We start from the raw sequence: 24,059 nt of genomic DNA, 5'->3' as shown, positions 1-24,059 counted from the left end.
CGGGTTATAGCCGGTGCCAAGCTCGCGGCTGACATCGGCCCTGACCGTGACCTCAGGCAACTGCGCCGAAGCGCCTGACGCGGCCTGGGCCCACGTCAGCACCGGTTGAAATACGAGGCTCCCCGCCACCGCGGCACAGATCGGGTGAAGTTTTATTCTCATTTTCCTGCTCAGTTTCCTGTAATCGGCTGTAATATTTTTCAAAATGCGACGCATTATCATTTGCGACGTGGCAAGTGGTCAACATCAACTACTTAGCAAGAGCGGTTATGCAACAATCCGTCATCATTGCGTCCCATGCTTCACATGATGGATCGACACAGAGGTGCCATAGAATGGCCGGTGAGCTGAACTGGAGAATGATCATGGGAAAGATCCTGGCGACGGGGTCCCTTTGATTTCGCTGCAATTTACCGGGGTAGCCAGCCCTAGCATTCATGCGGGTTTCCGGGCGATGCTCGCCTGAAATGCCAATCAATTCAGTCACTTGCTGACTGGTCCTTTTCCCCTGGTTTTGGAACGTTAGCCGACCGCGGCGCACGGCCAAGCGCGCCCATAAAGCGTGGGATGCGTTGGTTCGGCAAGATAATAGGCTTTATCGGTTTTTGGCTTCCCCAAGCCAAACAAAAATGGCTTTCCTAACGTTAGCATCGTGCGTAAGATGGCGTGAAAATCATCCCGGACGCTGCCATGCCCCGCCTCGCCGCCACCCCCGAACAGATCCGCGCCACCGTGCTGGCCATGCTCACCGAGGCCGGCGACGCGGCACCGCCCACCGCCGCGCGCTTTCGCCGTGCGGTGTCGGTGCGCAAGCTGCGCGCGCGCCTGGGCGGCGGCGACCCGGCGACGCTGTCGCGCACGCTCAACGCGATCGAGGCCGAGGTCGTGCGCGCGGGCCTGGCAGAGGTCGCCATCCCGGAGCTCCCGCTCGAGATCGCCGAGTCGATGCGCGCGCTGTGGCAGGCCGCTGTCGCGGTGCAGCTCGACGAGGTGGTGCTTCTGAAGCGCGAGGCGCAGGCGGCGGTCGAGGCCGCGCAGGCCGCGCGCGCCGAGGCCGAACTGCGGGTCGAGCTGCTGCGCCAGGAGTTGACCGAGGTGCGCGGACAGCTGGCTGCGCGCGATACCGAACTGGCCGAGGCGCGCGCCGCGCTGGCCACGATGACCGCCCGCGCCGACCAGTTGACGAGCCGGGTCGGCCCGTTGGAAGCGGCGCTGGCGACCGCGCAGCAACGCGCCACGGCGGGCGACCGCTCTCACGCGGAGGCGGTCGCCACCATCCAGGCGCGCTACGAGGCGCTGTCGAAACAGTTGCTCCAGGAGACCGCGCACCAGCGCGACGCGCTGCAGGCCGAGCGCGGCCAGTTCACCTCGCAACTGAAGTTCGCCGAGCGGCGCCTGGCCTCGCTCGAGGACGTGCGTGGGCGCCTCGAGGCGGACCTGGCCAGCGAGCGCGCCGCGCGCCAGACCGCTGCCGGCGAGGCGAGCGCGCTCAAGGCGGTGACCGCCAGCCAGCGCGCGCAACTGGACGAGCTACTGCACGCCACGCTCGCGGCCGCGGCGCCCGCTGCCAAGGCCGCCAGGCCCGGATCGGCCAAATCGGCGCCCAAGGCGAGCGCCAAACGGGGGGGGCAGTCATGAACCCGGCCGACTGGATCGACACGGCCACGATCCCGCCGCGCCCCCTGCCGCCGACGGTGGAGGCAGCACTGGCCTACCTGGCCGAGGTGCTGGGGCACCCGGTCTATGCGCACTGGACACTGGCGCGCGTCAAGCGCCGCTACGGCTCGCTGGCCGAGGCCAAGGCCGCGCAGCCGGCCGTGCTCAAGCTGCTGCTCGCCCACGACGCGGCGGTTGAGTACTGGGAGCGCGGGCGCCTGCGCACTGTACCGGCGGCGCAGGCGCCAAGCCCGGAGGCGGTGCTGGTCCGAGTGTTGCACACCCACCGGCGCCGCTTTCAGCGCGCGGCAGCGCCGACTGCGACGACGCTGAAGGCAACGTCCGCGCCGGCGGCACCGGGCCCGTGGCTCGCGGATCAGGACGCGCGCACCTTGGCGTGGCTGGCCCGCGCCGGGCGCTTCGCCCAGCCGCATGCCGCCACCAACACGCTCGGCGCGACCGATGACGCCCAGGCGTTGGCGCTGTTCCTGCGCGACCGGGGTTAATATTACAAGAGCGCAGGCGCGCTGCAAGCGCGTGGCCGCGCGCCACGCTACCGGCCGTGATGGCCGGGGTGAGCGCGGGCTGATCCCCCACCGTATGCCGGGCGGGCACCTGTGGCGGCGCGATAAGGGTGTGCGCCGGCGTCGCCAGCCAAGTGCGCTAAGCTATTAGGAGCGAAGCCCGGCGGGGCCTCGGATCGGTAGACTTTGTGTTCTGACGGCACGCTCGCGGAGGCAATGGCACCAAAGAGGAGGGAGCATGAACACGCTGACCTACACACTGGTCACCTACCGTCCCGATGGCGCCAATCAGAGCGCACACGACATTGTCGTCAGCCGAGACTGGCAACAGGTGGTGCGCCGCACCGCGATCCTGCTCGACCAGAACGCCACGCGCGAAAGTGACCAGCCATGGAAATTCTATCTGCTGGTGGATGGACAGTTCGCCGGCGCCTACACGCAAGAACGGCTGGTGAAGGCGGCGACCACCTACCCCGGCCGGTGCGAAGAGGGCAAGCCCTTGGCGCCGCCCGCGGGAACCATGTAATTGGATCAGAGGCACGTCGCTTCAGGCTGCGGCGCCTGCATTCTGTACGGGGGGCGGATTCGGCAAGACGCCACCTCCACCGCATAGGAGACATCGCCATGCACACGACCAAGAGCGACTCGCGATTGGCGAGCGCGAGTGAGATCCGCGAGATTGTGGGTCCCGTTGACGATGCAGTGATCGCACGGATCCTGGACATCGAGCCGACCGTTGAGGATGTGCGGCAGGCCTGCGAATGGTTGCGTGCCGACGAGCCTCAATTGCGCAACCCTGAGTCTAGCTCGGGACGCAAGGCGGAAGAGGTGTTCGAAATTCTGGACGACGAGTCGCCGGATTTCGATTCGTCGGGCCGCCCAAGGTAGCTGGCGATCCGGGCATGGCTCGCCAGACGCTCGCTTCCCGGTCCAAACTCATGGGGCCATAAACGCAAGCGGAAGGCCGCCTCTGCCAACGGGCTGCGTGGCGCGCCGGCCACATAGCTGGCAATGCTAACGAACCGGATAGTCGTGCAGCGAGTCTCGTGCTTCGCGACTTCTAGTCCGTCTGAAGCTGCCTACACTGGCATCAAACCGGCTCGGCGATCGAGTTCGCTGGCAACTCTGGCGCATGGCTACCTGAGCGGGATTTGGTGCCCGGTAAGAGACGGTGTCGACCGGCTTACTGCTTGGCGCGCACTTCCTTGAATTCGACATCCTCTACATCCTTGTCTTTCTCCGCGCGCGTGCGCGTCCGCGGCGCGATCGGAGCCGGTGCCTGCCTGCGTCTGAGCGTCCGTATAGCCCTTTCGCCGAGCTTGAGCGAGGCCGGGGTGGCGAGGGCCTGGGCCCTGGCCTCGATCTCGGCCTTGTCGGAACGAGGTCATTCTGGGCGAATTTGCGGGCCGATAGACTGACACTGACGGTCAGCGGGGTGCTAGGCGGAAATTCACGGTGTCCCCACGCTGCCAGCGCTTGACATCGGCGATAATCGTGGCCGCATCGGCATGACGGGGTATCGAACGGTCGTGCCAGCATCCGATATTCGAAATCTGGAGGACGCCATGCGTGACATCATCGACGGCTTCCTGCGCTTTCAGCGCGAGGTCTATCCGCAACGTGTCGAGCTTTTCAAGCAGCTCGCAACCACACAAAATCCGAAGGCGCTGTTCGTCACCTGCTCGGACAGCCGCGTCGTGCCCGAACTCCTCACCCAGCGCGAGCCGGGCGAACTGTTTGTGATCCGCAACGCGGGCAACATTGTGCCATCTTACGGTCCAGAACCTGGTGGCGTATCGGCCACCGTCGAATATGCGGTCGCGGTCCTGGGCGTGCAGGACATCGTGATCTGCGGCCACTCGGACTGTGGCGCGATGGGCGCGATTTCGCGTTGCACGTGTCTTGATCATCTGCCGGCGGTCGCGAACTGGCTGCGCCATTCGGATGCCGCGAAAGCGATCAATGCGGCGCATCAGTTCGATACACCTCGCGCCAAGCTCGACGGCCTCGTGCGGGAGAACGTGATCGCGCAACTGGCTAATCTGCGCACACATCCGTCGGTGGCACTTGCGCTCGAACAGGGGCGCATGAATTTGCATGGCTGGGTCTACGACATTGAGACAGGTAGCATCGATGCGCTCGACGGCGCAACACGACGCTTTGTGCCACTCGCCGAGTCACCGACCACCGTTGCCGTGGCTTCGCGCAACCGCGGACAGGTGTGATTTGTACTCTGGGACTCGATGTGACAGGTAGTCGAGCGATCTGTCTGTCGCCAACTGTTGGACATTGGAGGTCCGAACTGCCGTGGCAGCTTCCTGGCGGCGTTCCAGGGTAGCAGGTCGTCGATGTGGGGGTCTTTCCGCTCGAAAATATTGCACTCGTTAAGCCAAGGAAAGCCCGGCCGAGCGCCGGCTACCGGGCTGCGAAGGCCGAAGGCCTGACTCCTTTGGCGTGCCCGCTTGACCTCATCGCTTTGCAGATGAATTGAGGTCGTGGCCACCGACGCGTTACGAAGGTTGTCGCGCACGCTGGTTAATTCAGGGCCGCGCGCCAGCGCATGTGTGGCATGGGCGTGCCCGCATCCAGTCTGGGCTAGCCCGGCGCGTGTCGGCCACGGTTGGGTTGTCGGGGTGCAATCACATCGGCGGCCTGTCCAAAAGCGCCGCATCACGTGCCAGAGGCAGGTCCCGGTAATGCTGGCCGCGCTATCCTGTTCCAGGCTGGCGAGGAGCGGCGTCTTGGGATCCCAGCGACACGCACATCGGATTTCCCCCGACCTCCACGTCGCTGCCGAAGGCAAAAGGTGCCGGCATCCCTTATTGGATGCCGGCACAGCGACCGGCCGGGTATGGCCGCCAAAAAACAATACTGCACTGCTAACCAGCAGCGGTGAGTGTGGAGGCGCAGCGGCAGTCCCAGGATGTTGCCCTTCAACCGGAGCCCGCGCTGCAGCCGACGGGGCTATCGCAATGCCGCAATCCACCTTCCGCTTGCGATCGCGACAAAGAGGGATGCGCCTGTCCTCCCTACTGCCGCTCAAGCCACGTCAGTTCAGATGCTGGCCGCCGTTGATGGCAATGTTCGCTCCGGTGACGAAGTCTGCGTCGCGGGAGCATAGGTACAGTACCAGCGCGGCGACTTCCTCCGGCTTTCCCAGCCGTCCCACCGGGATCTGCGGGAGGATCTTGGTGTCCAGGATTTCCTGCGGCACCGCCGTGACCATCTTGGTGGCGATGTAGCCGGGGGAGATGGTGTTGACGGTGACGCCGCGCTTCGCGACCTCGAGCGCCAGCGACTTGGTGAAACCGTGCATGCCCGCCTTGGCGGCGGCATAGTTCGTCTGGCCGAAGCCCCCCTTGGAACCGATGACGGACGAGATATTGATGATGCGGCCCCACCCGCGCTCGACCATTTCGTCGCATACCGGCTTGGTCATATTGAAGACCGAGTCGAGGTTGGTGCGGATCACGGCGTCCCAGTTGAGCTTGTCCAGCTTCCTGAAGGTGGCGTCGCGGGTGATGCCGGCATTGTTGATCAAGATGTCGACCGCGCCGACTTCCGCCTGGATCTGCGTCACGCAACGACGGCAGGAGTCGTAGTCGGCCACGTCGACGGCGTAGGCGTGAAACGTCCGGCCTTCCGCCGTCATCCGCCCCAGCCAGGCCTCGACACCTGAATTGCCCGGTGAATGGGTCACGGCCACCGAGTAGCCGGCGTCGTGCAGGCGAATGCTGATGGCCTCCCCCAGGCCGCCCATGCCCCCGGTGACGACTGCGATATGTTTTGTCATGTTGATGCCTTCTTCCTCTTGGATGTCCATGTCTGCGCCGGTGTCGGCCGTCGGGCCGACCGGGCGCGCTGAAACCTTGCGCAGAACGTCGAAGAACAACGTACGGCCACGCTGGCGACGCCGCTGGGACATCACACGCTACCGTTTAGCAGCGCGCGAGCCTTGCGCCGACGCTTGTCGCGCCGCGTTCACGGCTGCGACGGTGGCGTTGTCCCACGTGCTCTCAGCAACTTCGATCACTTGCTTGGCAGTCTGCTGCATCGTCTGGCACAGGGTGGTGGTGGCGCTCAATGCCGACTGCCAGGCCGCCACGGCTGCCTCGGATCCGACCGGCGCATTCTTCGCGGCGCTGTCAATCACGTCCTGCATCTTGCGTTTGTTCGCTTCGTAATGGGTCTCGGCAGCCTTTGCGAACTCGGCGCGTACCCCCGACGTAATCTCGCTAAGTTGACGTCTGTATGACTGTGCCTGTTCGCACATGGGCTGCAGCAGACTTGCTGACAGCGCCTGCAAGTCCTGCAGATCCTTGGCAGTGACCGCTTTCTGGTTGCCCGCATGAGCCTGCGCCAATGTCGCCTTGATCGTATGCAGGTTCAGCTCGACCAGCTTCTGCAAGCCAGCGAGGGTCTGGTTGCTCAAGGCGAACCAGGCATCGAGGCTGGCAGCTTGCGCAGACTCGATCTGTTCAGGGGGCAGAGTCGGCATCATTCACTCGCAAAGATTGCGCCAGCGCGTGCGACCGGTGCCGGCAGATAGCTGGGCAGTATGGAAAATTCGATGGCCTTGCTCGGCTGAGATGAGCACGCGTGCGGATCGTGGCTGAGTCCTGTCACTCGTTTGGTTCGTGCTGAGCGCGGCGGAGCAACTATGGAGCAGCGTGCCGCAAACAGTGTTATCCGGTCCGTCGTACGACTGTCAGAAGGGAATCGCCGCGATGCGTGAGGCGCGGACATGCGCGGCCCGCAGAGCATTCCTCCAGAGTGATCAGCTGTTGTTCAAGCAGGATGTCGAGATCCGCGGGGTCCAGGTCAATTGGAGCCGGCCCCTCCTTGACCAGGATAAGTGCGGCGATTTCATGGGGACTCAGCATCGTCGTCTCCTGAGTATTTCCTTTGCTTGCTGGGTTCTAGGTTGATGGCCGCCGTGCCGGCCCCCCGGTGGCCGGCGACAGCTACTGCGGACGATGGAGAAAACCGCAGGAAGGCCATGCTACGGGCGCCGAACCGAATATATCAACATATGACATGTTACAAATTGTGTAATGTTTTCCCGTGAGCACGTTATGCGTTCCGCTCTCACCTGATTGGGTGATTTCGTGCCCCGGCGCAGCAGCCCATTCGTTCCGAAGAAAATGCTGAATTTCTAATTCAGATGTAAGGCACGCTAATATCTCGCCACGGTCATCGTACCGTCGATGAAGCTGGCAGGTATTGGACCGGCCGCGCAATGCTGCAACGCGGTGCCCGTCGCCAATGAGCTAGAGCGTCCACAACACGTACAGCAAACCGAGCAACAGCAGGCCTGCACCAAGCAGCAGGTAGTAGCGCCCACCGTGGTAGGGTTGTTCGGGATGGTCTGGGTGGTGGAATAGCGGTTTCATGGATTCGGTGCATGAACGGAAGTCCACCCATACAGCATAGGCGGATCGGCGGCATGATGCTGCCCGGCCCCCACCGTTGCAAACAACAACCCAACCGATCGACAGCAATGCCTGCACGCGCCGCCGTTACTGATCGGTAACAGGCCCCTTGCCAGGCTATTCCGGGGCCGCATATGACGGCGTCCACGCTGGCGTCGCCCAAGGGGGGACCCTCACTTGACCCGCTGCCGCTTGGCCGCGCGCGCTGGCTGGGTGTTGAACGCGGCGGGGGTAACCCCAAAAACCTCCGCCTCGATGGAGCAGCGTGGTGCGACGGTGACCCAGAGCGCCGACATTGCGAAGCGGGCCAAACCATCTGGCGCTTGGTGCCTCGACCGTTGCTCTCAAGGCGGGCGAGGTGGTGAGGCAAGCGGTGGAAACGATGAACGACATCAATGACGGCTCCGCAGCGATTGCCGACATCATCGGTGTCATCGAAGGCAGCGCATTCCAGACCAACATCCTGCCCCAGATTCCCTTGTTCACTCGATTCGAGCGCAGCACTGGCTCGCGCGACCGCCTGAGAGGGAGGGAACGCCTCGCAGGAAGCTTGGGTGCCTCGACACATGCTCAGGGTTCGAACACATATGAACCGGGGGCGTCGGCCAGCACGGTACCAGCCCCCATGCGGGGTGGTGGTGTGGCCCCACTGGAGTGGTCGGCGAGCCACCGCTGCCAGCGCGGCCACCACGATCCTTCACACACCGGTGTGCAAGAGAACCATTCGTGCGGACTCAGATAGGGGCCGTCCTTTGGCCGCGTCCTGCAACGATAATGCCGGCCGGCGTGACCTGGCTCCGAGATGATGCCCGCATTGTGCCCGCCGGACGTGAGCAAGAAGCTGATCTCGGTGCTGGTCAGCAGGTGTAGCTTATGGACGGAGCGCCAAGGCGAAACGTGGTCGCGTTCGGTCCCGACCACAAACATGGGCAATTGGAGGTCGGAAAGGGCGACCGGCCGACCTTGCACGCAGTACCGGCCTTCGGCCAGGTCATTGCGCAGATACAAACGTTGCAGTGTCTCGCTATGCGTGCGATAAGGTAGGCGCGTGGTATCGGCGTTCCACGCCATCAGATCGGTTGGCGCAGCGTGCTCGCCCAGTAGGTATTCGCGCATCAGCCGAGACCAGACCAGATCGCGTGAATGCAGCAGCTGGAAGGCGCCGGCCATCTGCGTACCATCCAGATAGCCTTGCTCCCACATCAGTGCGTCGAGGTAGCCGAGTTCGCTCGCATCGATGAACAGGCCCAGTTCGCCTGGCTCGCTGAAATCTGTCTGTGCCGCGAATAAGGTGATCGATCGGAGTGGGGTCGGCTCGGGTCGGGCGTTGCGCTCAAGCACAGCGGCCCCGATCGCCAGCAACGTACCGCCGAGGCAATAGCCGACGCCATGGATGGGGCTCTTACCAACAATGCGACGCACCTGTGCCAGCGCGTCAAAAAAACCGGACTCAAGGTAGTCGTTCAGACCCAGGTCGCGTGCCTCCTCACGGGGATTCTTCCAGGAGATCACGAACACGGTGTGCCCGCGGTTCACCAGATAGTGCACGAGCGAATTGTGTGGCGACAGATCCAGGATGTAGTACTTCAGAATCCAGGAGGGCACGAACAGCACCGGCTCGGGGTAGACGGTTGGTGTTTGCGCCGCGTACTGGATCAACTCCATCAATGCATTGCGATAGACCACCTTGCCAGGCGTGATCGCAACCTCCTGCCCGACACAAGACGAGGCACAACGCCGACGTGAAGCGCCGGGGACGTACCCGGACCAGATTTCTTGCTGGTGCTCCAGCCAGTGGGCGCCGCCAGCGACGAAGTTTCGTCCGCCCGTCTTGAACGCTACCCGCAGCACCTCCGGGTTCAGCCACCAGCAGTTGCTTGGCGAGAGGCAGTCCGTCCATTGCCGAGCCGCAAAGCCGATTACTTGCTCATGGTGTGGGGAGATCCCACGCAAGCCGGTGGTGGCAGCTTGCCAGAAGTTCTCCGTGTGCAGAAACAGGTCACGCAGTAGCCCGAATGGCCACCGCTCCCAGTCCGGATCGGCAAAGCGCGGGTCGCCATTGCCGGTGTGGGGCGCATCCGCTGGCCCGTCCCGTTCGGATGGCACCATCTGCATCGCCAGCGCCATCTGCTTGCCGGGCGAGCTGGCCAGATGCCACACCCAGTCCAGCCATGCTAGACCCAACGCGGCAGGCGAGATCCCGCCCGTGACCCGCGCCAGAGTCGCATGCATGAGCCGATCGATGCGGTCCCCTGGCGCGCTGAGGAAGTCATCGGCAGGCGCCTGCGGACAATCCGGGCCCGGTGGGGAGTCGGTTGCCATCGTTAATGAGCTCGGCTTGTCCAAAGACACGATCTCAGTCTCGGTCATCGCGATTCTCCACAAGGATCGGCCCAGAATTGCCAGGAGGGTGTTAGACTTCCCAAAGGATGGCCGCGTGTCGCTGACGTGCCGCGTGCATCATGTCCAGCAACGGATATGCGCGCCGCGACAGCACAATAAAAGACGGCGCGCGCGACGCCGCGAAGCGTTTCGTAGGCGTGTCGTCCACTCGAATAGGCGCTCCGTCTGCCGACATCGCTGCCTCAAGCTTGCTGATGGCTGCCGGTAACTCCTCGCTGGTAATCACGCCTCGTTGGCCAACGCGCTTGCCAACGATGCCCAGCAGATACTGCGCGAGATCGCTCAGCATGGTGACATCCGGTGCGGCGGGAGAGTGAAAGGTCACGAGCATTCGAACCTCCTTGTCAGAGGTGCGGGATCTGACGACATCGGCTACTGCAGCAGTCGCGTGTTCCGCTGGTACTGCGCGCTGGCCTGCTCACCCGCCGGTCTCTGATCGCGGAGCCAAGGCTTCGAAACCAAATGCGGGGCGGAAACCTGCTGGGCAGGCACGTGCCACCTAATGAAGAGTCCTAGGCTTGACCGTTGGCGTACGTCAGATCGTCTTGACGGCAGTGGCCGAAGCCTCCCCGGATTTCCCCGCAGCCTTGACATGACGGTGCTTCTTTTGAGCGGGAGACTTCGCCGCGTGCTGCGGAGTCGCTGGCGCTGCGGTCAGCGCGGGTGCCGGGGCCGGCTTTGCGGATGTATCGGCTGCGAAGACGGGGGCCGCCACCGCGCCCGCAAGTAGAACGGCGAAGTAAGACTGAACGAGTTTCATGATGCCCTTCTCCGACAAATGCAGAGCAGTGAGGAAGCTGCCCTGCGAGGTTGCCTCCCTATCTATAAGAACGCGCCGTTGGCATTCGCGTGGACACGTCCTGATATGAATTGCTGTTTGGCGCCCGGTGTTCACCGTTAGAGCCACGTGTGGTCGATTTGCACACCATCTGATTCGAGCCGTCTCTGCCATACTGGATCGCAAGTCCCGCCCCGGTTATAGCATCAGTTGGTCAACCTCACGTATTCCCCAGGCGAAGCCCGCCTGCTCAGCTTCGGTGAGCGTGTCGCGGTGCCGAAGCATCGGCGACGATCCCGCCCTGGCCACATCCACCTGAAAGGTCCACCGGCTCTCGCCCGGCGTCCCAATCGAGAAGCAACGAACACGGACAAGATGACCACGGTATTGGATACTCTGTTCATGCAATCTTTCCAGCACGATCCCCTCCTGCCGCCTGCGAGCGGCACACCGGCCATTTTCCCGGCCTCCGTGAGGTCCGTTGCAGGCGGCATCCAGATTCAATGAGCCGGGTCGGCGGGCGTGGCCCGCGTGTCTGTCGGCGTTATCGCCTGCGTCATCGCGACAGGCACCTCGGGTCAATGACAACCAGCACATTGCAAGGACACCTTGTCCAGCTTCAAGCCGTGGCCTTGGCTAGCCCACCAACTCTCCGGCAAACCGCACCGTCGATGGCCCACCACGATCAGGTCCACATTCAGTTGCCACGCCAAGTGGAGAATCCGATCAAGCGCGCTACCGGTCGCCAAGTGCCCGATCGCGTCTGGTCAAAGCTACGGCCTCGTCAGCTTCAAGACCCTGAAGACCGAACCCAATGACTTGAGTTCGGTCTTGTGCAGCGCTGCCAGATGCATCAGGCAGCGAACTCCGCGCGCGCCCAGATGGACTTCCACCTGGCGCTGGTCCGCCTTGCTTTGCATGCGCGTCACCAGCCCGGTCGCTTCGCAACGCGACACCAGCGCGACGACGGCGTTCGGGGCGGTCTGCAAACGCTCCGCCAGCTCACCGATCGTGGCCCACTCGCGGCCCCGAAAACCCTTGATATGTAGCAGTAGCAGATACTGCAAGGGCGTCACGCCCTCCGCGCGCGCTGCGACTTCCGAGAACCGCAGGAAGCGGCGCAGCTCATAGCGGAACTCGGACAGGGCTTCAAAGTTTTGCTTCGTTACGTCCTCGTGCGTGACGGCATGCATATGCCGCTCCCCGAGGCCCTCGCCGTCGAGCCAAGGCCGATCAGCTGCCGCCTTGCTTCTTGAACCAGGCGTGCGTGCTGCCGAGCCAGGATTCGGCCGTGCGGCTTCACCTGGTGGGGGACGTCGTGTCACGGCCACCTAGCTTCCCCTCGAGTTTCAGGTAGGTATCGGCGATCACCAGTCCGAACACCAGGTGAGTGCCGAGGCTAGCTGCACCGCGCGCGTCTCCGAACCACGGAAATACCCGAGTCATGCCGTAGAAGTCAATCCAATACACCACGAGACCGAAGATAACGCCCACCAGCGACGCCATCGCGATACTCGAGTCAAAGCTAAACGACGCCATGATCGTCGCCAGGATCAGACCGAACAGGACGGATAACGCAAAATGAACCACCAATGCCACCAGCGTGATGCCCAGTTCAAAGGTTGCCGCTTGCGAGGCCACGCTGTGTCCCATGACAATGGCCGCCGTCATGCGCAGCGGCGCCCACGGGCTTCCCCCCAATATCCACGTCGCCGCCACTTCCAGTATCAGGAAGATCACCCCCGCGGCAACCCCCGCGAGCACAGCGGCGCGCCAGTCTGGCGTTCGGCGTGCAAAGTGGTGCGAATGCATGTGCAGTTCCATTGTGCCCTCCAGCAATCACGGGCTGGCGGCACCATCTCCCACCAGTATGGCAAGGAAACATGGCGGAGCCAGCGCAGGTAGACATGTTCGGCCCGGCGGACGCGAACGCCCGTCTCCCGGCATGTCCTCACACTGGAATTTATATCATATCGTGACATATTCAAGCGATGAACCAATCAGGGCATTGGCTGATCCAACTTGAGGCATCCATGCTGGATGTCAGCGTGGAACGACTGTTCAGATGAGCAACAAGCCGAACCTCGGCATCGATGCCTTCCGTCGGCGTTGGCTGATTGCGACCTCAGTCACGGGCGGTATCCGGTGCGCTGCTACCTTGGTCCCCTTCGTGGAGTACTTCGAACCGTCCACGAGAGCGCGCGCTGAGGGGGCGCCGGTCACCGTGGACATTTCCGGGCTTCGCCCTGGCGAGATGATGACGGTCGCCTGGCGTGGCATGCCGGTGTTCGTCGTCATCCGCACCCCTTCCATGATGGCCGAGGTGATCAAGACCGATCCGCTGGTGGCTGACCCTGCCAGCCACGAGACGTTTTCAATGCCACTGCCCAGCTACTGCCGGAATGCGTATCGCTCGCGCGAAGGCCACCTGAAGCTGTCGGTGGTGGTCGGGATCTGTACGCACCTGGGCTACACGCCGATTGCGCGATTCGCGCCTGGGCGTCAGCCCAGTCTGCCGGACGACTGGCCTGGCGGCTTCCTGTGCCCGTGCCACGGCTCCACCTACGATATGGCGGGTCGGGTGTTCAAGGACAAGCCGGCACCAGTGCACGGCGGCACAAACATTGGCTGACCTTGCTGGTCTGCGACGTAGATCACTTCACGGTGATCAATGACACCTACGGCCACCAAGCTGGTGACAGCGTGCTGCGGCACGTTGCTTCCGTCCTTCAGACGATGACGCGCCAGCACGTTGACTGCTGTGCGCTATGGCGGCGAAGAATTCCTTCTGGTTCTGCAGCAGACCGGTCGTGGTGGCGCTGTGTCGCTTGCCGAACGCCTGCGCTTCGCAATCGCAAGAAGTCCGACGACGGACGCCATCGGTCGAAGCATCGTTGCTACGGCCAGTTTTGGCGTTCTAGCGATCAATTTCGCAACGTCGGCCAAGACTGTCATCGAGGACTGTCTGTTCGCCGCCGCTGACAGGTTGCTCTATGAGGCCAAGCAGTCCGGTCGAAACACAATTAAGGTTGATGAATGGTCCGATGAGCCATCCGCACGGATGATGGATTCGTCTTCGATCAGGAACATACGATGCCAGTGGCACGGCTTGAACAATGGATGCCTTGTCAGGGCAGCCGGCGACATGGGCGTCGCCCCCTACGCACGGAGGGTACGAGAGGGGGTTGATATGTATTCGGTTACATACTTAAATCTGATTGTGATTCAGTGAAACTCATAGGGGGTCAAGTGGCAAGCGGCGGGTCCTTGGTCACGTTTGCGGCAAAGCATCGCTGACGGCCAAGGAGGCCAGTTAGATACGGGGAGCAGTATGCAGAACAACAACGAACCACGAACAGCGCGGCCGTCGCTGCCAGACCGCATCGAACGTGCGGGCTGGCAGCGACACCATTGCAGCGGCAGACATCGCATTAGGGGAAGCCACTCGCATCCAGCGTGGCGTGCGAGACAACGTGAACCTACACTGACAGGTGGGGGAACTCAAAGCAGAACTTCGGAAGGCGCACGCCGAACTAGATCGCTATCGCCAAACACATGCGCGGGCCGTGACGAACCTGGGCCAGTTCGAAGGCGAGAGCACAGCACAAGTACGCAGGCTGGAAGCAGCGATTGACAATCTGCGGTTGCGCCATCGCATCTACAAGCCGATGACCGAACGCTATGCGCTGACTGCCTTGCGCTTGGACCAGGCAACACTCGTCTTGCATCGTGATCGCATGGTGCAAGCACGTTCTCTTCCAGAAGGGAAAGCGAGTCCCGATTCCCGAAATCAGCTTGGGTGACTTGGGTTAGTCGGCTTGCGTCTTCCAGCCATCTTCATCTCGTCTTGCGGTACCTGCTACCTGCGGCTTGGGTACTGCTTGCTTTCTTTGTTGCGAACGGCGGACTCCACAGGGCGGAGCGGAAATGCCCGCTGCGCAGGATAATGTTGCGCGACCCGTTCATGCCGAACATTGTGCGCGCAAACAATTTCGATCTCATCGCGGTGCCTCTTGAAGGCCCTCGCCAAGTCGACGAGCTGAATGTGCACCGAAGTACCCCTCCAACGCCTCGGCGGTGATGGCATGACAGGCAGCGCTCCTCTGCTCTCGGCCACGCCTGCAACCAGGCTAAATGCGGAGCCCACCAAGGTGCATCTGCCATCGTAAAATGTGCTGGTGGTTAGCGCACCGACGGTGGCGTGGCGAGCCGAAAGTCACGCTAACCGAGTGCCAACGAGATTCCGGTAACTAGGAGATACTCATGAAGGCCTATGTGGTGATGCAGGACGATGGGCTACTGGCAACGTTGGAGGATGGCCGCCAGTTTGAGTGTGCGGATCCGTGCGAGCTGGCCGACATGCTGTTCGAGGCGGGCGTATGCAAAGTCGATGTCACCATGCCGGACTGGCGAGCTGGCGACCTCGCTCCACACGGTGGCATCCGAATCGCCTTGTACGCCAGGCTGTCCGAACGGAGCGGATAGCGGCCCGCGCCCAGCTAGAAACGATCGCGTACACTTGTCTTCCACAGAGACACGCAGGACCGACAATGGCCAGTCAAAATCTAGCGCCTCGCTCTATGCCAACCGTCCTGCTGGTCGACGACGAGCACTTGCTGCTGCAGGCATGCACGCTCCTTTTGAAAGGCTCAGGCTTTCACGTGATCATGGCCAGCGACGGTGCTGAGGCTCTGGATCTGGCACGCAGCACGCGACCGGCAATTGTGGTGACGGACCTGAATATGCCCGGGCTTGACGGTGCTGGCCTGTGTCAGGCCGTAAGGGCAGACGAATCGCTGAAGGGGATTCCGCTGATCGTCTGTACGGCTTCCGACTGGTCCGCACCAGCAGGGCTTTGCGAAGGGGTATTGCGCAAGCCCGTCGATCCCGACACGTTGATTCAATTGATTGCCTCACTGCTTTCCGGCAGATGACTTCGACGCGGCGAGCACGTACTGATCGATAGCGTTCGAACACACGCATCAGATCGATTGAGCCTCGACGCTATTGTGATAACTCTTCTTATCGCAATAGCATCATCGATGCACTAAACTGGCAGACATGAAAATGCTGCCAGCCAACCCCCAGCCCCATCCCGCGCCGCCTGACTTCCCCGATGCGGCGTCGCTGGCCGCGCTGCGCGCCTGGTACGAGGGCCTGTCGGCCCGCAGCGCGGTGGTGCGCTATTTGGCTGAGCGCAGGGCCAGCGGCCAGTCCGCGCGCGGTATCCTCGGCCGCACCCGGCAGCAGTTGGCCGAATTCGCGCGTCGCCGGCAGCGGCAGGACCTGGCCGCCTTGTTCGCACATGGCGCGGCTGAGCGAGTTGGGCGGGCGAAGGCCATCAACCAGGCGATCGGCGTGCTGCGCCGCCTACCGTCGCCTGAACCGCAGGTCAGTGATGACATCGGTCAATGGCTGCCGGCCCGTGCCGTGCCCGCGCTGCGCGCGCACGGCATCGAGACGCTGGCGGACCTGACCGTGCGCATTCCGCGCCGGCGTCGGTGGTGGACGGCGGTGCCCGGCCTGGGCCCGGCAAGCGCGCGGCGCATCGAAGCCTTCTTTGCCGAACACCCACAGCTCACCGAGCGCGCCCGTGCGCTGATCGCCGTGACGGACCGCGGGGAAATCGTGCCCTGGGAGCAACTGCGCCTGCCGCACGAAGTCGACGGCTCGTCCGGGACCTTTCGTGCCCCGCGGCAAACCTGCACCCTCAATGCGGACAACGACTACGACGCGGTCCAGGCCTGGCTCGCGCTGCACGACTCGCCAGCCACCCAGCGGGCGTATCGCAAGGAAGCTGAACGGCTGATCCTGTGGGCGATCCTTGAACGGGAGCGTCCCCTGTCGTCGCTGACCACCGAGGACGCGATTGCCTACCGCACTTTCCTGCGCCGGCCGACCCCACACAAGCGCTGGGTGGGACCGCCGCGGCCACGCACCTCGCCCGAATGGCGGCCGTTTGCGCAAGGCCTGTCACCGCGTTCAACGGCCTATGCCTTGTCGGTGCTCGGGGCCATGTACCGGTGGCTGATCCAACAACGCTATGTGCTGGCCAATCCGTTCGCGGGCATCAAGGTGCGCGGCAGCGGGCGGACTGCGCTGTTGGATACGTCGCACGCGTTCACCGAGGGCGAATGGATTTTGGTGCGTACGCTCGCCAACGGCCTGGAGTGGTCCTACGGCTGGGACGCCGTGGCGGCGCAGCGGCTGCGCTTCGTGCTGGATTTTGGCTACGCCACAGGGTTGCGGGCTAGCGAACTCGTCGGCGCGACCCTTGGCGGCATTGAAAGCGATCCCCATGGCGACCATTGGCTGAATCTGGTCGGCAAGGGCGCCAAGGCGGGCAAGGTGGCGCTGCCCCCGTTGGCGCGCGTGGCGCTTGAGCGCTATCTGGTGGCGCGCGGCCTGTCGGTCACGCCGGCGCGGTGGGACCCGCATACCCCCTTGATCGGCAGCCTCGGCCAGGAGCCTGCCAGCGGCATCACCGGCACGCGCCTATGGGGCGTGTTGCGACGGTTCTTCACGCAGGCGGCGGACCTGATCCAGGCCGACCATCCGGTGTCCGCCGAGAAGCTGCGGCAGGCCAGCCCGCACTGGATGCGACACACGCATGCGACCCACGCGCTGGCGCGCGGCGCGGAACTGACGACGGTGCGGGACAACCTGCGGCACGCGTCGATCTCGACCACGTCGATCTACCTGCACGGTGACGAGGTGAAACGGGCGCGGCAGATCGGCGCGGCGTTCTCCGCTCCGTAGCAATTTGGTGTCTCACCCAAGGAGCGGACGATGAGTGACATGATGAACAGGATGATGAGCGGCGACATGATGTGGGGCATGGGGCTCTTCGGACTGATGATACTGTTGCTGCTGGTGCTTGGCGTGGGCGCACTGGTCAAGTACTTGTTTTTCAACGGCCGACGAAAGTAGGGGTCTCTCCTCACGAGAAGATCCACTGCTCGGGGATCGCCTTCGCCCCGCGCCGTCCTCCTGGCGTCCAGAACGTGCAACGCTCGCAGCCAGCTTTGCGAACTGACTGTCTTATATCGAATTAATGCTGATTTTTGATTTCAATATAACCATACGGCTTATGATAGCGGATTGGTCGTATCTTGGCATGACCCGCCGTACACGTTGACGGGGGTATGCCGGAACCGGCGTTTCCTCTGGCATGCACGAGAAGTCAGCACTGGCGCGGGTTGACGCAACGGGCTTCTGATTCGGCAGTGCGGGAGTCCATCGTACACGAACGGCCATGGGGCGGCGGTGAACGGTGCATTCGGAAATGGCAGAGGCGGGCAATCCGATTAGCGGCGATCATGCAGTCTGATCCTGTCCGCATCCCGAGCCACCATGCACGTCCATCTGCAGTCCCACATGCACGTCAGCCTGCAGCGGCTGTTGCTGGCTTTCCCGCTGGCGGTCTCTGCGGCCCACGGCAGGCTGGTGCTCAGGCGCCGCGGCTATGAGCGTGTGCTGCTGCCGGGCCAGCAGCTCACCATCGAACCGTTTGAAACCTTTGCGCTGCACCTGGATGGCAGCAGCACTCAGCCGGCCGCGTGCACCCTCGAAATCCAGCGCATGATCCCCGCGGCGCAGCAGGAATGCCTGCACCACCGCATCTGCAAGCGGGTCTTCCTGCAACCCCATTACGCCTGGAATGCCGCGTTTATCGCGGAACGGCTGGGCATGTCCACGGCACAGCTGCGCCGCATGCTGTTTTCGCAGGGCACGGCGCTGACCGAGCTGTGCCGCACGCAACGGCTGATGCGGTTGCTGTTCGAGGTCATGGCCGGTGATGCCGGCATTGGCGATGCCCGGCGGCGCGTCGGCTGGCCAGCCAGCAGTGATCTGGACTGCGCTTTCTACGACCGCTTCGGCTTATCGATGGAAGCTGCCAGCCGGTTGGCGGTCGCGCGCGCAGCGCAGCGGCGGCGCTCCGTCGCCTGACTCGTTCCCAAAAATCTACCGGACGTTCGCAAGGATCCGGGATCAGGTCCCGGATGCGAGGGTGCCGGCCACTGCGAATTGCGCCCGCCAGAGTGTACTGAACGCCGCGCTTTGCGAGATAATCCGCCCTTACGCTGCGGAATGATGTCATGCGCTTTGATCTGGTCGACCTGAAACTGTTCACGCATATTGCGGAGGCCCAGAGCCTGACCGGCGGTGCGCAACGCTCGCATCTGTCGCTGGCCGCGGCCAGCACGCGCATCAAGAACCTCGAGGAACACGTCGGCGTCAAGCTGCTGAGCCGCAGCAGCCAGGGCGTGAAGGTGACCGGGGCGGGGGAGACCCTGCTCGCCCACGCGCGCCGCGTGCTGCGCCAGCTGGAGCAACTGAGCGGCGATCTGCAGGAATATGCGGCGGGCGTGAAAGGCCATGTGCGCGTGTTCGCCAACACCACCGCGATGAGCGAATTCCTGCCGGCGGTGCTGCGCAGTTATCTCGTCAGCCATCCGGACGTGACCATCGACATGCACGAGCGCCTGAGCCCGGATATCGTGCGCGCGGTGCAGGAGGGCATGGTGGATATCGGCATCATTGCCGGCAACGTGCGCACGGAAGGGCTGGAGGTGATGCCGTACCGGCGCGACCGCCTGGTGCTGGCCACCGCGCTGAGCCATCCGCTGGCCGAGCGCGGCAGCGTGGATTTTATCGATACGCTGGACTACGACTTCATCGGCCTGCCCGAGGCCAGCGCGATCCACAATTTCCTGTTGCGGGCCGCGACCGACCTGCAGCGCACGCTGCGCTGGCGCGTGCAGGTCAGCAACTTCGAGACCGCGTGCCGGATGATCGAGGCCAATGTCGGCGTCGGCGTGTTGCCGGAGACTACCGCCAGCCGCCATGCGAAGACGATGGCGCTGCGCATCGTCCAGCTCAACGATGAATGGGCCGAGCGCAAGCTGCAGATATGCGTGGCCGACCTCGGCGCCTTGCCGCTGTTTGCGCGCAAGCTGGTGGACCTGCTGGTCGAGGATGGCCTCGGGCGCCAGGACTGAGGGCGCCCGGCGGACTAGGCCTTGTCCGCCAGCATCTGCCGTAGCTGGTGCTTCAGCAGCTTGCCGCTGGCCGTGGTGGGGATCGAGGCAACGCGCAGGATCCGCTCCGGGCGCTTGTACGGCGACAGGCGGTCGACCAGGTAGTCGTGCAGCGCCTGCGCGTCGAATTTCTCGCCATCCCTGATCTCGACGAAGGCGATCACTTCCTCGTTGCCGTCCGCGGTGGGCTGCCCGATGACGGCTGATACGCGCACGGACGGATGCGTGTTGATGACCGATTCGACTTCGATCGGGTAGACATTGAAGCCCGAGCGGATGATCAGGTCCTTGGTGCGGCCGACGATGAACAGCGCGCCGCCGGGGTCCAGCCGGCCGATGTCGCCGGTATTGAGCCAGCCGTCGGGCCGCAGGGCCTCGGCGCTCAGGTCCGGTGCGCGGTAGTAGCCGCGCATCACGCCGGGCCCCCTGATCCATAGCTCGCCGGGTTGCCCCGGCGGCACCGGCTTGCCTTCCGGCCCGACTACCCGCAGTTCCGCGCCTTCGACGATCTCGCCGGCCGAGCAGTCGGTGCGCGGCCGGTCCATGCGGGTCACGAACAGCGACCCCGCATATTCGGTCATGCCATAGCCATGGTGCAGCGGCTGGCCGAACATCGCCTCGACGTCGTGCTTGAGCGTCGGATCAAGCGGCCCGCCGCCGGTGTAGAGATAGCGCAGCCGCGGCGAAGCCTGCAGGGGCGTGCCCATTGCCCGCACATGGGCGACGATGCGGTTGAACATTGTCGGCACGCCCTGCAGCAGCGTGATCGCACCCTGCCGGATCGCGGCGGTGACGTCAGCGGCATTGAAACGCGCGCTCAGGTACAGGCTGGCGCCGGCCTGCAGGGTCGAGACCAGCAGCGTCCCCAGCCCGAACACATGCGACATCGGCATGACCGCATAGGCGCAGTCGTCTGCCTGCATGCGGCGCGACTCGACCGTGACGCGCGCAAAGTGCAGCAGGCCCCGGTGGGTGACCATCACGCCCTTGGGCTGTCCGGTGGTGCCGGAGGTATAGATCAACGCGGCGACATCACGCGCGAGCGCTTCAGGCTCGCGCTCGCCGGCCTCGTCGACAGCGCCCGCCATCAGCGGGCCGAGGCCGGCCGGGGCAATCTCCCTGGCCCGGTAGCGCACGCCGTGCCGCAGGGCATCGGGCGACACCGCGTGGGTGAACAGCATCAGGCGCGGCTGGCAGTGGGCGCGGATCACCTCGATTTCCCGCTCCGACAGGCGGGCGTTGACGACGACCGGCCACGCGCCCAGTTCCGACAAGGCGAACACCAGCGTGATCACCGCCAGGCAGTTCTCGGCCGTGATCAGCACCCGATCGCCGGTGCCCACGCCCTGCGCTTGCAGGTAGCGCTGCGCATCCTCGATGCCCGCCCACAGCTGCGCATAGGTGGTGGTCCGGCCTTCCTCGAAGACGGCCACATGGCCGGGGGTCTCGGCGGCCCAGCGGCGAGGGATGTCGCTGATCCGTGGTGGGGTGTCTCGGTCCGGTGGCATCTCGCGGGAATCCTTGTGCTGGAAAAACCGTTCGGCGAGGCGGGGGCCAGCCGAACGGCGCCAGTGTATGTGCGCCCGTTGCACGGTGCAATCGGTAATCGGCAAAGGCGGATTTCTTGTCTGCCGAAAGCCGCCTGGCCGCTTACACCACGCGCCTGGCGCGCAGTGCTTCCAGTTGCTGCGGGCTCAGCTTCAGGTAGTCGCGCAGCACCTCGTCGGTGTGCTGGCCCAGCGCGGGCGGGGCGTAGCGCAGCGTCGGGGGCGTCTCTGACAGGCGCAGCGGGCTGGCCGTGGTGACCACGTGGTTCACTGGCTCGCCGGCGGGCGGCTGGGCTCCCGGATAGCGCTCTTGCTCGACGCGCAGGCCACGGTGTTGCACATGGGGGTCGGCGTGGGCCTGGGCGATATTGTTGATGGGGCCGCAAGGCACGGAATTGGCTTCCAGCAGTGCGACCCATTGCGCCGTGGACCGGGTGCGCGTGAGCTCCATCATCATCGCGATCAGCGTCTTGCGGTTGTTGACGCGGCCGGTATTGGTGGCATAGCGCTCGTCGCGCGCCCAGTCCACGCCCGCGGCGTCGCAGAAGCGTGCGAACTGCCCGTCGTTGCCGATGGCCAGCAGCATATTGCCGTCGGCGGTCGGGAAGTCCTGGTAGGGCACCACGCTAGGGTGGATATTGCCTTGGCGCCGCGGCACGTCGCCGGCGTTCAGGAAGCCCGCGCCCTGGTTGGCCAGCACCGCCATCGCCACATCCAGCAGGGCGATGTCGATATGCTGGCCGCGGCCGGTGAAGTGGCGCGCTTCCAGCGCGCTCAGGATCGCGGTGGTGGCGTACATGCCGGTGAACAGGTCGATCACGGCCACGCCTACCTTCATCGGGCCGCCGCCGGGCTCGCCGTCGGCGTGGCCGGTGATGCTCATCAGGCCGCTCATGGCCTGGATCAGCAGGTCGTAGCCGGGCCGCGCCGCGTAGGGTCCGGTGTGGCCAAACCCCGTGACCGAGCAATAGATCAGGCGCGGGTTGAGCGCGCTCAGGCTGTCATAGTCCAGCCCGTAGCGCTTGAGGCCGCCGGTCTTGAAATTCTCCACCACCACATCGCTCTGCCGGGCCAGCTCGCGGATCAGCTCCTGTCCCTCGGGCGTGGCCATGTCCACGGTGACCGAGCGCTTGTTGCGGTTGGCGGCGGTGAAATAGCAAGCCTGCCGGGTCGGCGCGCCGGCCTCGTCGGCGAGGAAAGGGGGCCCCCAGTGGCGCGTATCGTCGCCTTCGCCGGGTTTTTCGATCTTGATCACGTCGGCGCCCATGTCCGCCAGGTTCTGGGTTGACCACGGTCCGGCCAGCACGCGCGAGAGATCGAGCACGCGCAGGTGACTCAGGGCGCCGGTGCGGGCGGAGGGGGGAGGAAGGCCAGCGGCCGGCGTAGCGGTGGAATCTGTCATGTCAGGTCAGGCGGTCTCAAGGCAGGCTGCCCGTCCTGGGGACGGGCAGCGTTGCACGCGGGCATGGTTCAGGTGTATTGGCGCGGGGCGCGGTGCTTACGCGCCGCGGGCCTCACGGATCATGTTGCGCGCGATGATGACCTGCTGGATCTGCGTGGTGCCCTCATACAGGCGGAACAGGCGCACATCGCGGTAGAAGCGCTCGATGCCGAACTCGGAAATATAGCCGGAACCGCCGAGAATCTGTACCGCGCGGTCCGCCACGCGGCCCACCATCTCGGTGGCGAACATCTTGCAGCACGAGGCTTCGGTGGAGACGTTCCTGCCTTCGTCGCGGCGGCGCGCGGCGTCGATCACCATGCATTCGGCGGCATAAAGCTCGGCCTGGCTGTCGGCCAGCATGGCCTGGATCAGCTGGAACTCGCAGATCGGCTGGCCGAACTGCTGGCGCTCCAGTGCGTAGTTCAGCGCGTCGCGCAGCACGCGCCTGGCCACCCCGACGCTGACCGCCGCAATGTGCAGCCGGCCCTTGTCGAGCACCTTCATCGCCGTCTTGAAGCCCTGGCCTTCCTTCAGGCCGATCAGGTTCTCGGCCGGTACGCGCACGTTGTCGAAGATCACGTCGCAGGTATGCGCGCCTTTCTGCCCCATCTTCACGTCGCGCTTGCCGAAGCTGATGCCGGGCGTCCTGGCATCGACGATAAATGCCGAGACGCCGGCCGAGCCCTTGATTTCAGGGTTGGTACGCGCCATCAGCGTGAACATGCCGGCCTGCGGCGCGTTGGTGATAAAGCGCTTGGTGCCGTTGACCACGTAGTGGTCGCCATTCCTGACCGCGGTGGTGCGCAGCGAACCGGCGTCCGAGCCGGCATCCGGTTCGGTCAGGGCAAAGGAGGCCAGGATCTCGCCGGTGGCCAGGCGGGGCAGCCACGCGGCCTGCTGCTCCGGCGTGCCATCCATCAGGATGCCCTGCGAGCCGATGCCCACGGTGGTGCCCAGCAGCGAGCGGAAGGCCGGCGAGGTCTGGCACAGCTCCATGACCACGCGCACTTCCTCCTCCATGGTCAGCTCCAGGCCGCCAAAGCGCTCGGGGATGGTCATGCCGAACAGGCCCATCTCGCGCATGTCCTGCACGATATCCTGCGGGATTTCGTCGGTCTCGGCGACCAGCGCCTCGGCGGGCACCAGGCGCTCGCGCACAAAGCGGCGCACGCTGTCGAGCAGGGCTTCGAGGATGTCGTTATCGCGGATCATGTCGGTTCTTCCTGGGTGTCGG

At 64.2% G+C, this 24,059-nt stretch carries 24 protein-coding genes and 3 pseudogenes; 15 read left to right on the top strand and 12 right to left on the bottom strand.

Annotated features, from left to right (window positions below; genetic code table 11):
- Positions 1–690: 690 nt before the first annotated feature.
- The 5 genes and pseudogenes from AC3WQZ_RS17705 to AC3WQZ_RS17685 all read left to right on the top strand — a co-directional run bounded on the left by AC3WQZ_RS17705 (position 691) and on the right by AC3WQZ_RS17685 (position 4,405).
- Positions 691–1,638, top strand: a complete 948-nt coding sequence (locus tag AC3WQZ_RS17705; protein ID WP_492300968.1) for a DNA-binding protein — start codon at positions 691–693, stop codon at positions 1,636–1,638.
- Positions 1,635–2,156: pseudogene (locus AC3WQZ_RS17700) on the top strand (tyrosine-type recombinase/integrase); the annotation flags it as partial. The gene AC3WQZ_RS17705 and the pseudogene AC3WQZ_RS17700, both read left to right, overlap by 4 nt.
- A 262-nt stretch (positions 2,157–2,418) precedes the next feature.
- Positions 2,419–2,706: a hypothetical protein gene (locus AC3WQZ_RS17695; protein ID WP_492300966.1), complete on the top strand. Its 288-nt coding sequence runs from the start codon at positions 2,419–2,421 to the stop codon at positions 2,704–2,706.
- Between the two features lie 98 nt (positions 2,707–2,804).
- Positions 2,805–3,068, top strand: a complete 264-nt coding sequence (locus AC3WQZ_RS17690) for a hypothetical protein (RefSeq protein ID WP_492300965.1) — start codon at positions 2,805–2,807, stop codon at positions 3,066–3,068.
- A 677-nt stretch (positions 3,069–3,745) separates the two neighbouring features.
- Entirely contained in the window at positions 3,746–4,405 is a 660-nt protein-coding gene (locus AC3WQZ_RS17685) for a carbonic anhydrase (RefSeq protein WP_454750564.1), read from the top strand.
- 824 nt (positions 4,406–5,229) lie between these two features.
- Here AC3WQZ_RS17685 and phbB read toward each other — a convergent pair.
- The 4 genes from phbB to AC3WQZ_RS17665 all read right to left on the bottom strand — a co-directional run bounded on the left by phbB (position 5,230) and on the right by AC3WQZ_RS17665 (position 7,573).
- The gene (gene phbB, locus AC3WQZ_RS17680; protein WP_492300969.1) at positions 5,230–5,973 is read right to left on the bottom strand and encodes an acetoacetyl-CoA reductase; all 744 of its coding nucleotides are present in this window, start codon (positions 5,971–5,973) and stop codon (positions 5,230–5,232) included.
- A 138-nt stretch (positions 5,974–6,111) separates the two neighbouring features.
- Complete coding sequence (locus AC3WQZ_RS17675) at positions 6,112–6,681, bottom strand: phasin family protein (protein ID WP_492300964.1); 570 nt, start codon at positions 6,679–6,681, stop codon at positions 6,112–6,114.
- A gap of 184 nt (positions 6,682–6,865) precedes the next feature.
- Positions 6,866–7,063, bottom strand: a complete 198-nt coding sequence (locus AC3WQZ_RS17670; protein WP_492300963.1) for a hypothetical protein — start codon at positions 7,061–7,063, stop codon at positions 6,866–6,868.
- 387 nt (positions 7,064–7,450) lie between these two features.
- Positions 7,451–7,573: a hypothetical protein gene (locus AC3WQZ_RS17665; RefSeq protein ID WP_492300962.1), complete on the bottom strand. Its 123-nt coding sequence runs from the start codon at positions 7,571–7,573 to the stop codon at positions 7,451–7,453.
- Positions 7,574–7,855: 282 nt separating this feature from the next.
- Between AC3WQZ_RS17665 and AC3WQZ_RS17660 the strand changes: the two are divergent.
- Positions 7,856–8,078: pseudogene (locus AC3WQZ_RS17660) on the top strand (methyl-accepting chemotaxis protein); the annotation flags it as partial.
- A 104-nt stretch (positions 8,079–8,182) separates the two neighbouring features.
- Here the strand turns inward: AC3WQZ_RS17660 and AC3WQZ_RS17655 are convergent.
- From AC3WQZ_RS17655 to AC3WQZ_RS17635, 5 genes are all read right to left on the bottom strand, one after another.
- Positions 8,183–9,982, bottom strand: a complete 1,800-nt coding sequence (locus tag AC3WQZ_RS17655; RefSeq protein WP_492300960.1) for a PHA/PHB synthase family protein — start codon at positions 9,980–9,982, stop codon at positions 8,183–8,185.
- Between the two features lie 43 nt (positions 9,983–10,025).
- Positions 10,026–10,346, bottom strand: coding sequence for a DUF1840 domain-containing protein (locus AC3WQZ_RS17650; RefSeq protein WP_492300959.1), 321 nt, complete (start codon positions 10,344–10,346; stop codon positions 10,026–10,028).
- A gap of 204 nt (positions 10,347–10,550) precedes the next feature.
- Positions 10,551–10,775, bottom strand: coding sequence for a hypothetical protein (locus tag AC3WQZ_RS17645; RefSeq protein WP_492300957.1), 225 nt, complete (start codon positions 10,773–10,775; stop codon positions 10,551–10,553).
- A 791-nt stretch (positions 10,776–11,566) separates the two neighbouring features.
- A complete protein-coding gene (locus AC3WQZ_RS17640) occupies positions 11,567–11,986 on the bottom strand; it encodes a MarR family winged helix-turn-helix transcriptional regulator (RefSeq protein ID WP_492300955.1) in 420 nt (139 codons plus the stop codon).
- A gap of 106 nt (positions 11,987–12,092) precedes the next feature.
- On the bottom strand, positions 12,093–12,617 hold the full coding sequence (locus AC3WQZ_RS17635) for a hypothetical protein (protein WP_492300954.1): 525 nt from the start codon (positions 12,615–12,617) through the stop codon (positions 12,093–12,095).
- Between the two features lie 241 nt (positions 12,618–12,858).
- Between AC3WQZ_RS17635 and petA the strand changes: the two genes are divergently transcribed.
- The 9 genes and pseudogenes from petA (at position 12,859) to AC3WQZ_RS17590 (ending at position 19,795) form a co-directional block, all read left to right on the top strand.
- Positions 12,859–13,425, top strand: a complete 567-nt coding sequence (gene petA / locus AC3WQZ_RS17630) for a ubiquinol-cytochrome c reductase iron-sulfur subunit (RefSeq protein WP_492300953.1) — start codon at positions 12,859–12,861, stop codon at positions 13,423–13,425.
- Positions 13,335–14,025, top strand: a pseudogene (locus tag AC3WQZ_RS17625) (GGDEF domain-containing protein). The gene petA and the pseudogene AC3WQZ_RS17625 overlap by 91 nt, the downstream one beginning before the upstream one ends.
- Positions 14,026–14,359: 334 nt before the next feature.
- Positions 14,360–14,596, top strand: coding sequence for a hypothetical protein (locus AC3WQZ_RS17620; RefSeq protein WP_492300952.1), 237 nt, complete (start codon positions 14,360–14,362; stop codon positions 14,594–14,596).
- 460 nt (positions 14,597–15,056) lie between these two features.
- On the top strand, positions 15,057–15,278 hold the full coding sequence (locus AC3WQZ_RS17615; protein ID WP_492300951.1) for a hypothetical protein: 222 nt from the start codon (positions 15,057–15,059) through the stop codon (positions 15,276–15,278).
- Between the two features lie 95 nt (positions 15,279–15,373).
- Positions 15,374–15,727: a response regulator gene (locus AC3WQZ_RS17610; RefSeq protein WP_492300949.1), complete on the top strand. Its 354-nt coding sequence runs from the start codon at positions 15,374–15,376 to the stop codon at positions 15,725–15,727.
- 133 nt (positions 15,728–15,860) lie between these two features.
- Complete coding sequence (locus AC3WQZ_RS17605) at positions 15,861–17,552, top strand: site-specific integrase (protein WP_492300947.1); 1,692 nt, start codon at positions 15,861–15,863, stop codon at positions 17,550–17,552.
- 30 nt (positions 17,553–17,582) lie between these two features.
- Entirely contained in the window at positions 17,583–17,723 is a 141-nt protein-coding gene (locus tag AC3WQZ_RS17600) for a hypothetical protein (protein WP_492300946.1), read from the top strand.
- 423 nt (positions 17,724–18,146) lie between these two features.
- Positions 18,147–18,743 (top strand): helix-turn-helix transcriptional regulator, encoded by a 597-nt coding sequence (locus AC3WQZ_RS17595; RefSeq protein ID WP_011617193.1) that lies wholly within the window; start codon positions 18,147–18,149, stop codon positions 18,741–18,743.
- A 149-nt stretch (positions 18,744–18,892) separates the two neighbouring features.
- Complete coding sequence (locus AC3WQZ_RS17590) at positions 18,893–19,795, top strand: LysR family transcriptional regulator (protein WP_011617192.1); 903 nt, start codon at positions 18,893–18,895, stop codon at positions 19,793–19,795.
- Positions 19,796–19,809: 14 nt separating this feature from the next.
- On the opposite strand, the gene AC3WQZ_RS17585 is transcribed toward AC3WQZ_RS17590, so the two are convergent.
- The 3 genes from AC3WQZ_RS17585 to AC3WQZ_RS17575 all read right to left on the bottom strand — a co-directional run bounded on the left by AC3WQZ_RS17585 (position 19,810) and on the right by AC3WQZ_RS17575 (position 24,037).
- A complete protein-coding gene (locus AC3WQZ_RS17585) occupies positions 19,810–21,342 on the bottom strand; it encodes a class I adenylate-forming enzyme family protein (RefSeq protein WP_454749264.1) in 1,533 nt (510 codons plus the stop codon).
- Between the two features lie 142 nt (positions 21,343–21,484).
- Positions 21,485–22,783 (bottom strand): CaiB/BaiF CoA transferase family protein, encoded by a 1,299-nt coding sequence (locus AC3WQZ_RS17580; protein ID WP_011617190.1) that lies wholly within the window; start codon positions 22,781–22,783, stop codon positions 21,485–21,487.
- 96 nt (positions 22,784–22,879) lie between these two features.
- Positions 22,880–24,037, bottom strand: coding sequence for an acyl-CoA dehydrogenase family protein (locus AC3WQZ_RS17575; protein WP_439671818.1), 1,158 nt, complete (start codon positions 24,035–24,037; stop codon positions 22,880–22,882).
- Positions 24,038–24,059: the final 22 nt, after the last annotated feature.

Source organism: Cupriavidus sp. FW305-26 (assembly GCF_058787975.1).
This window is presented reverse-complemented; position numbering and strand designations above follow the sequence as displayed.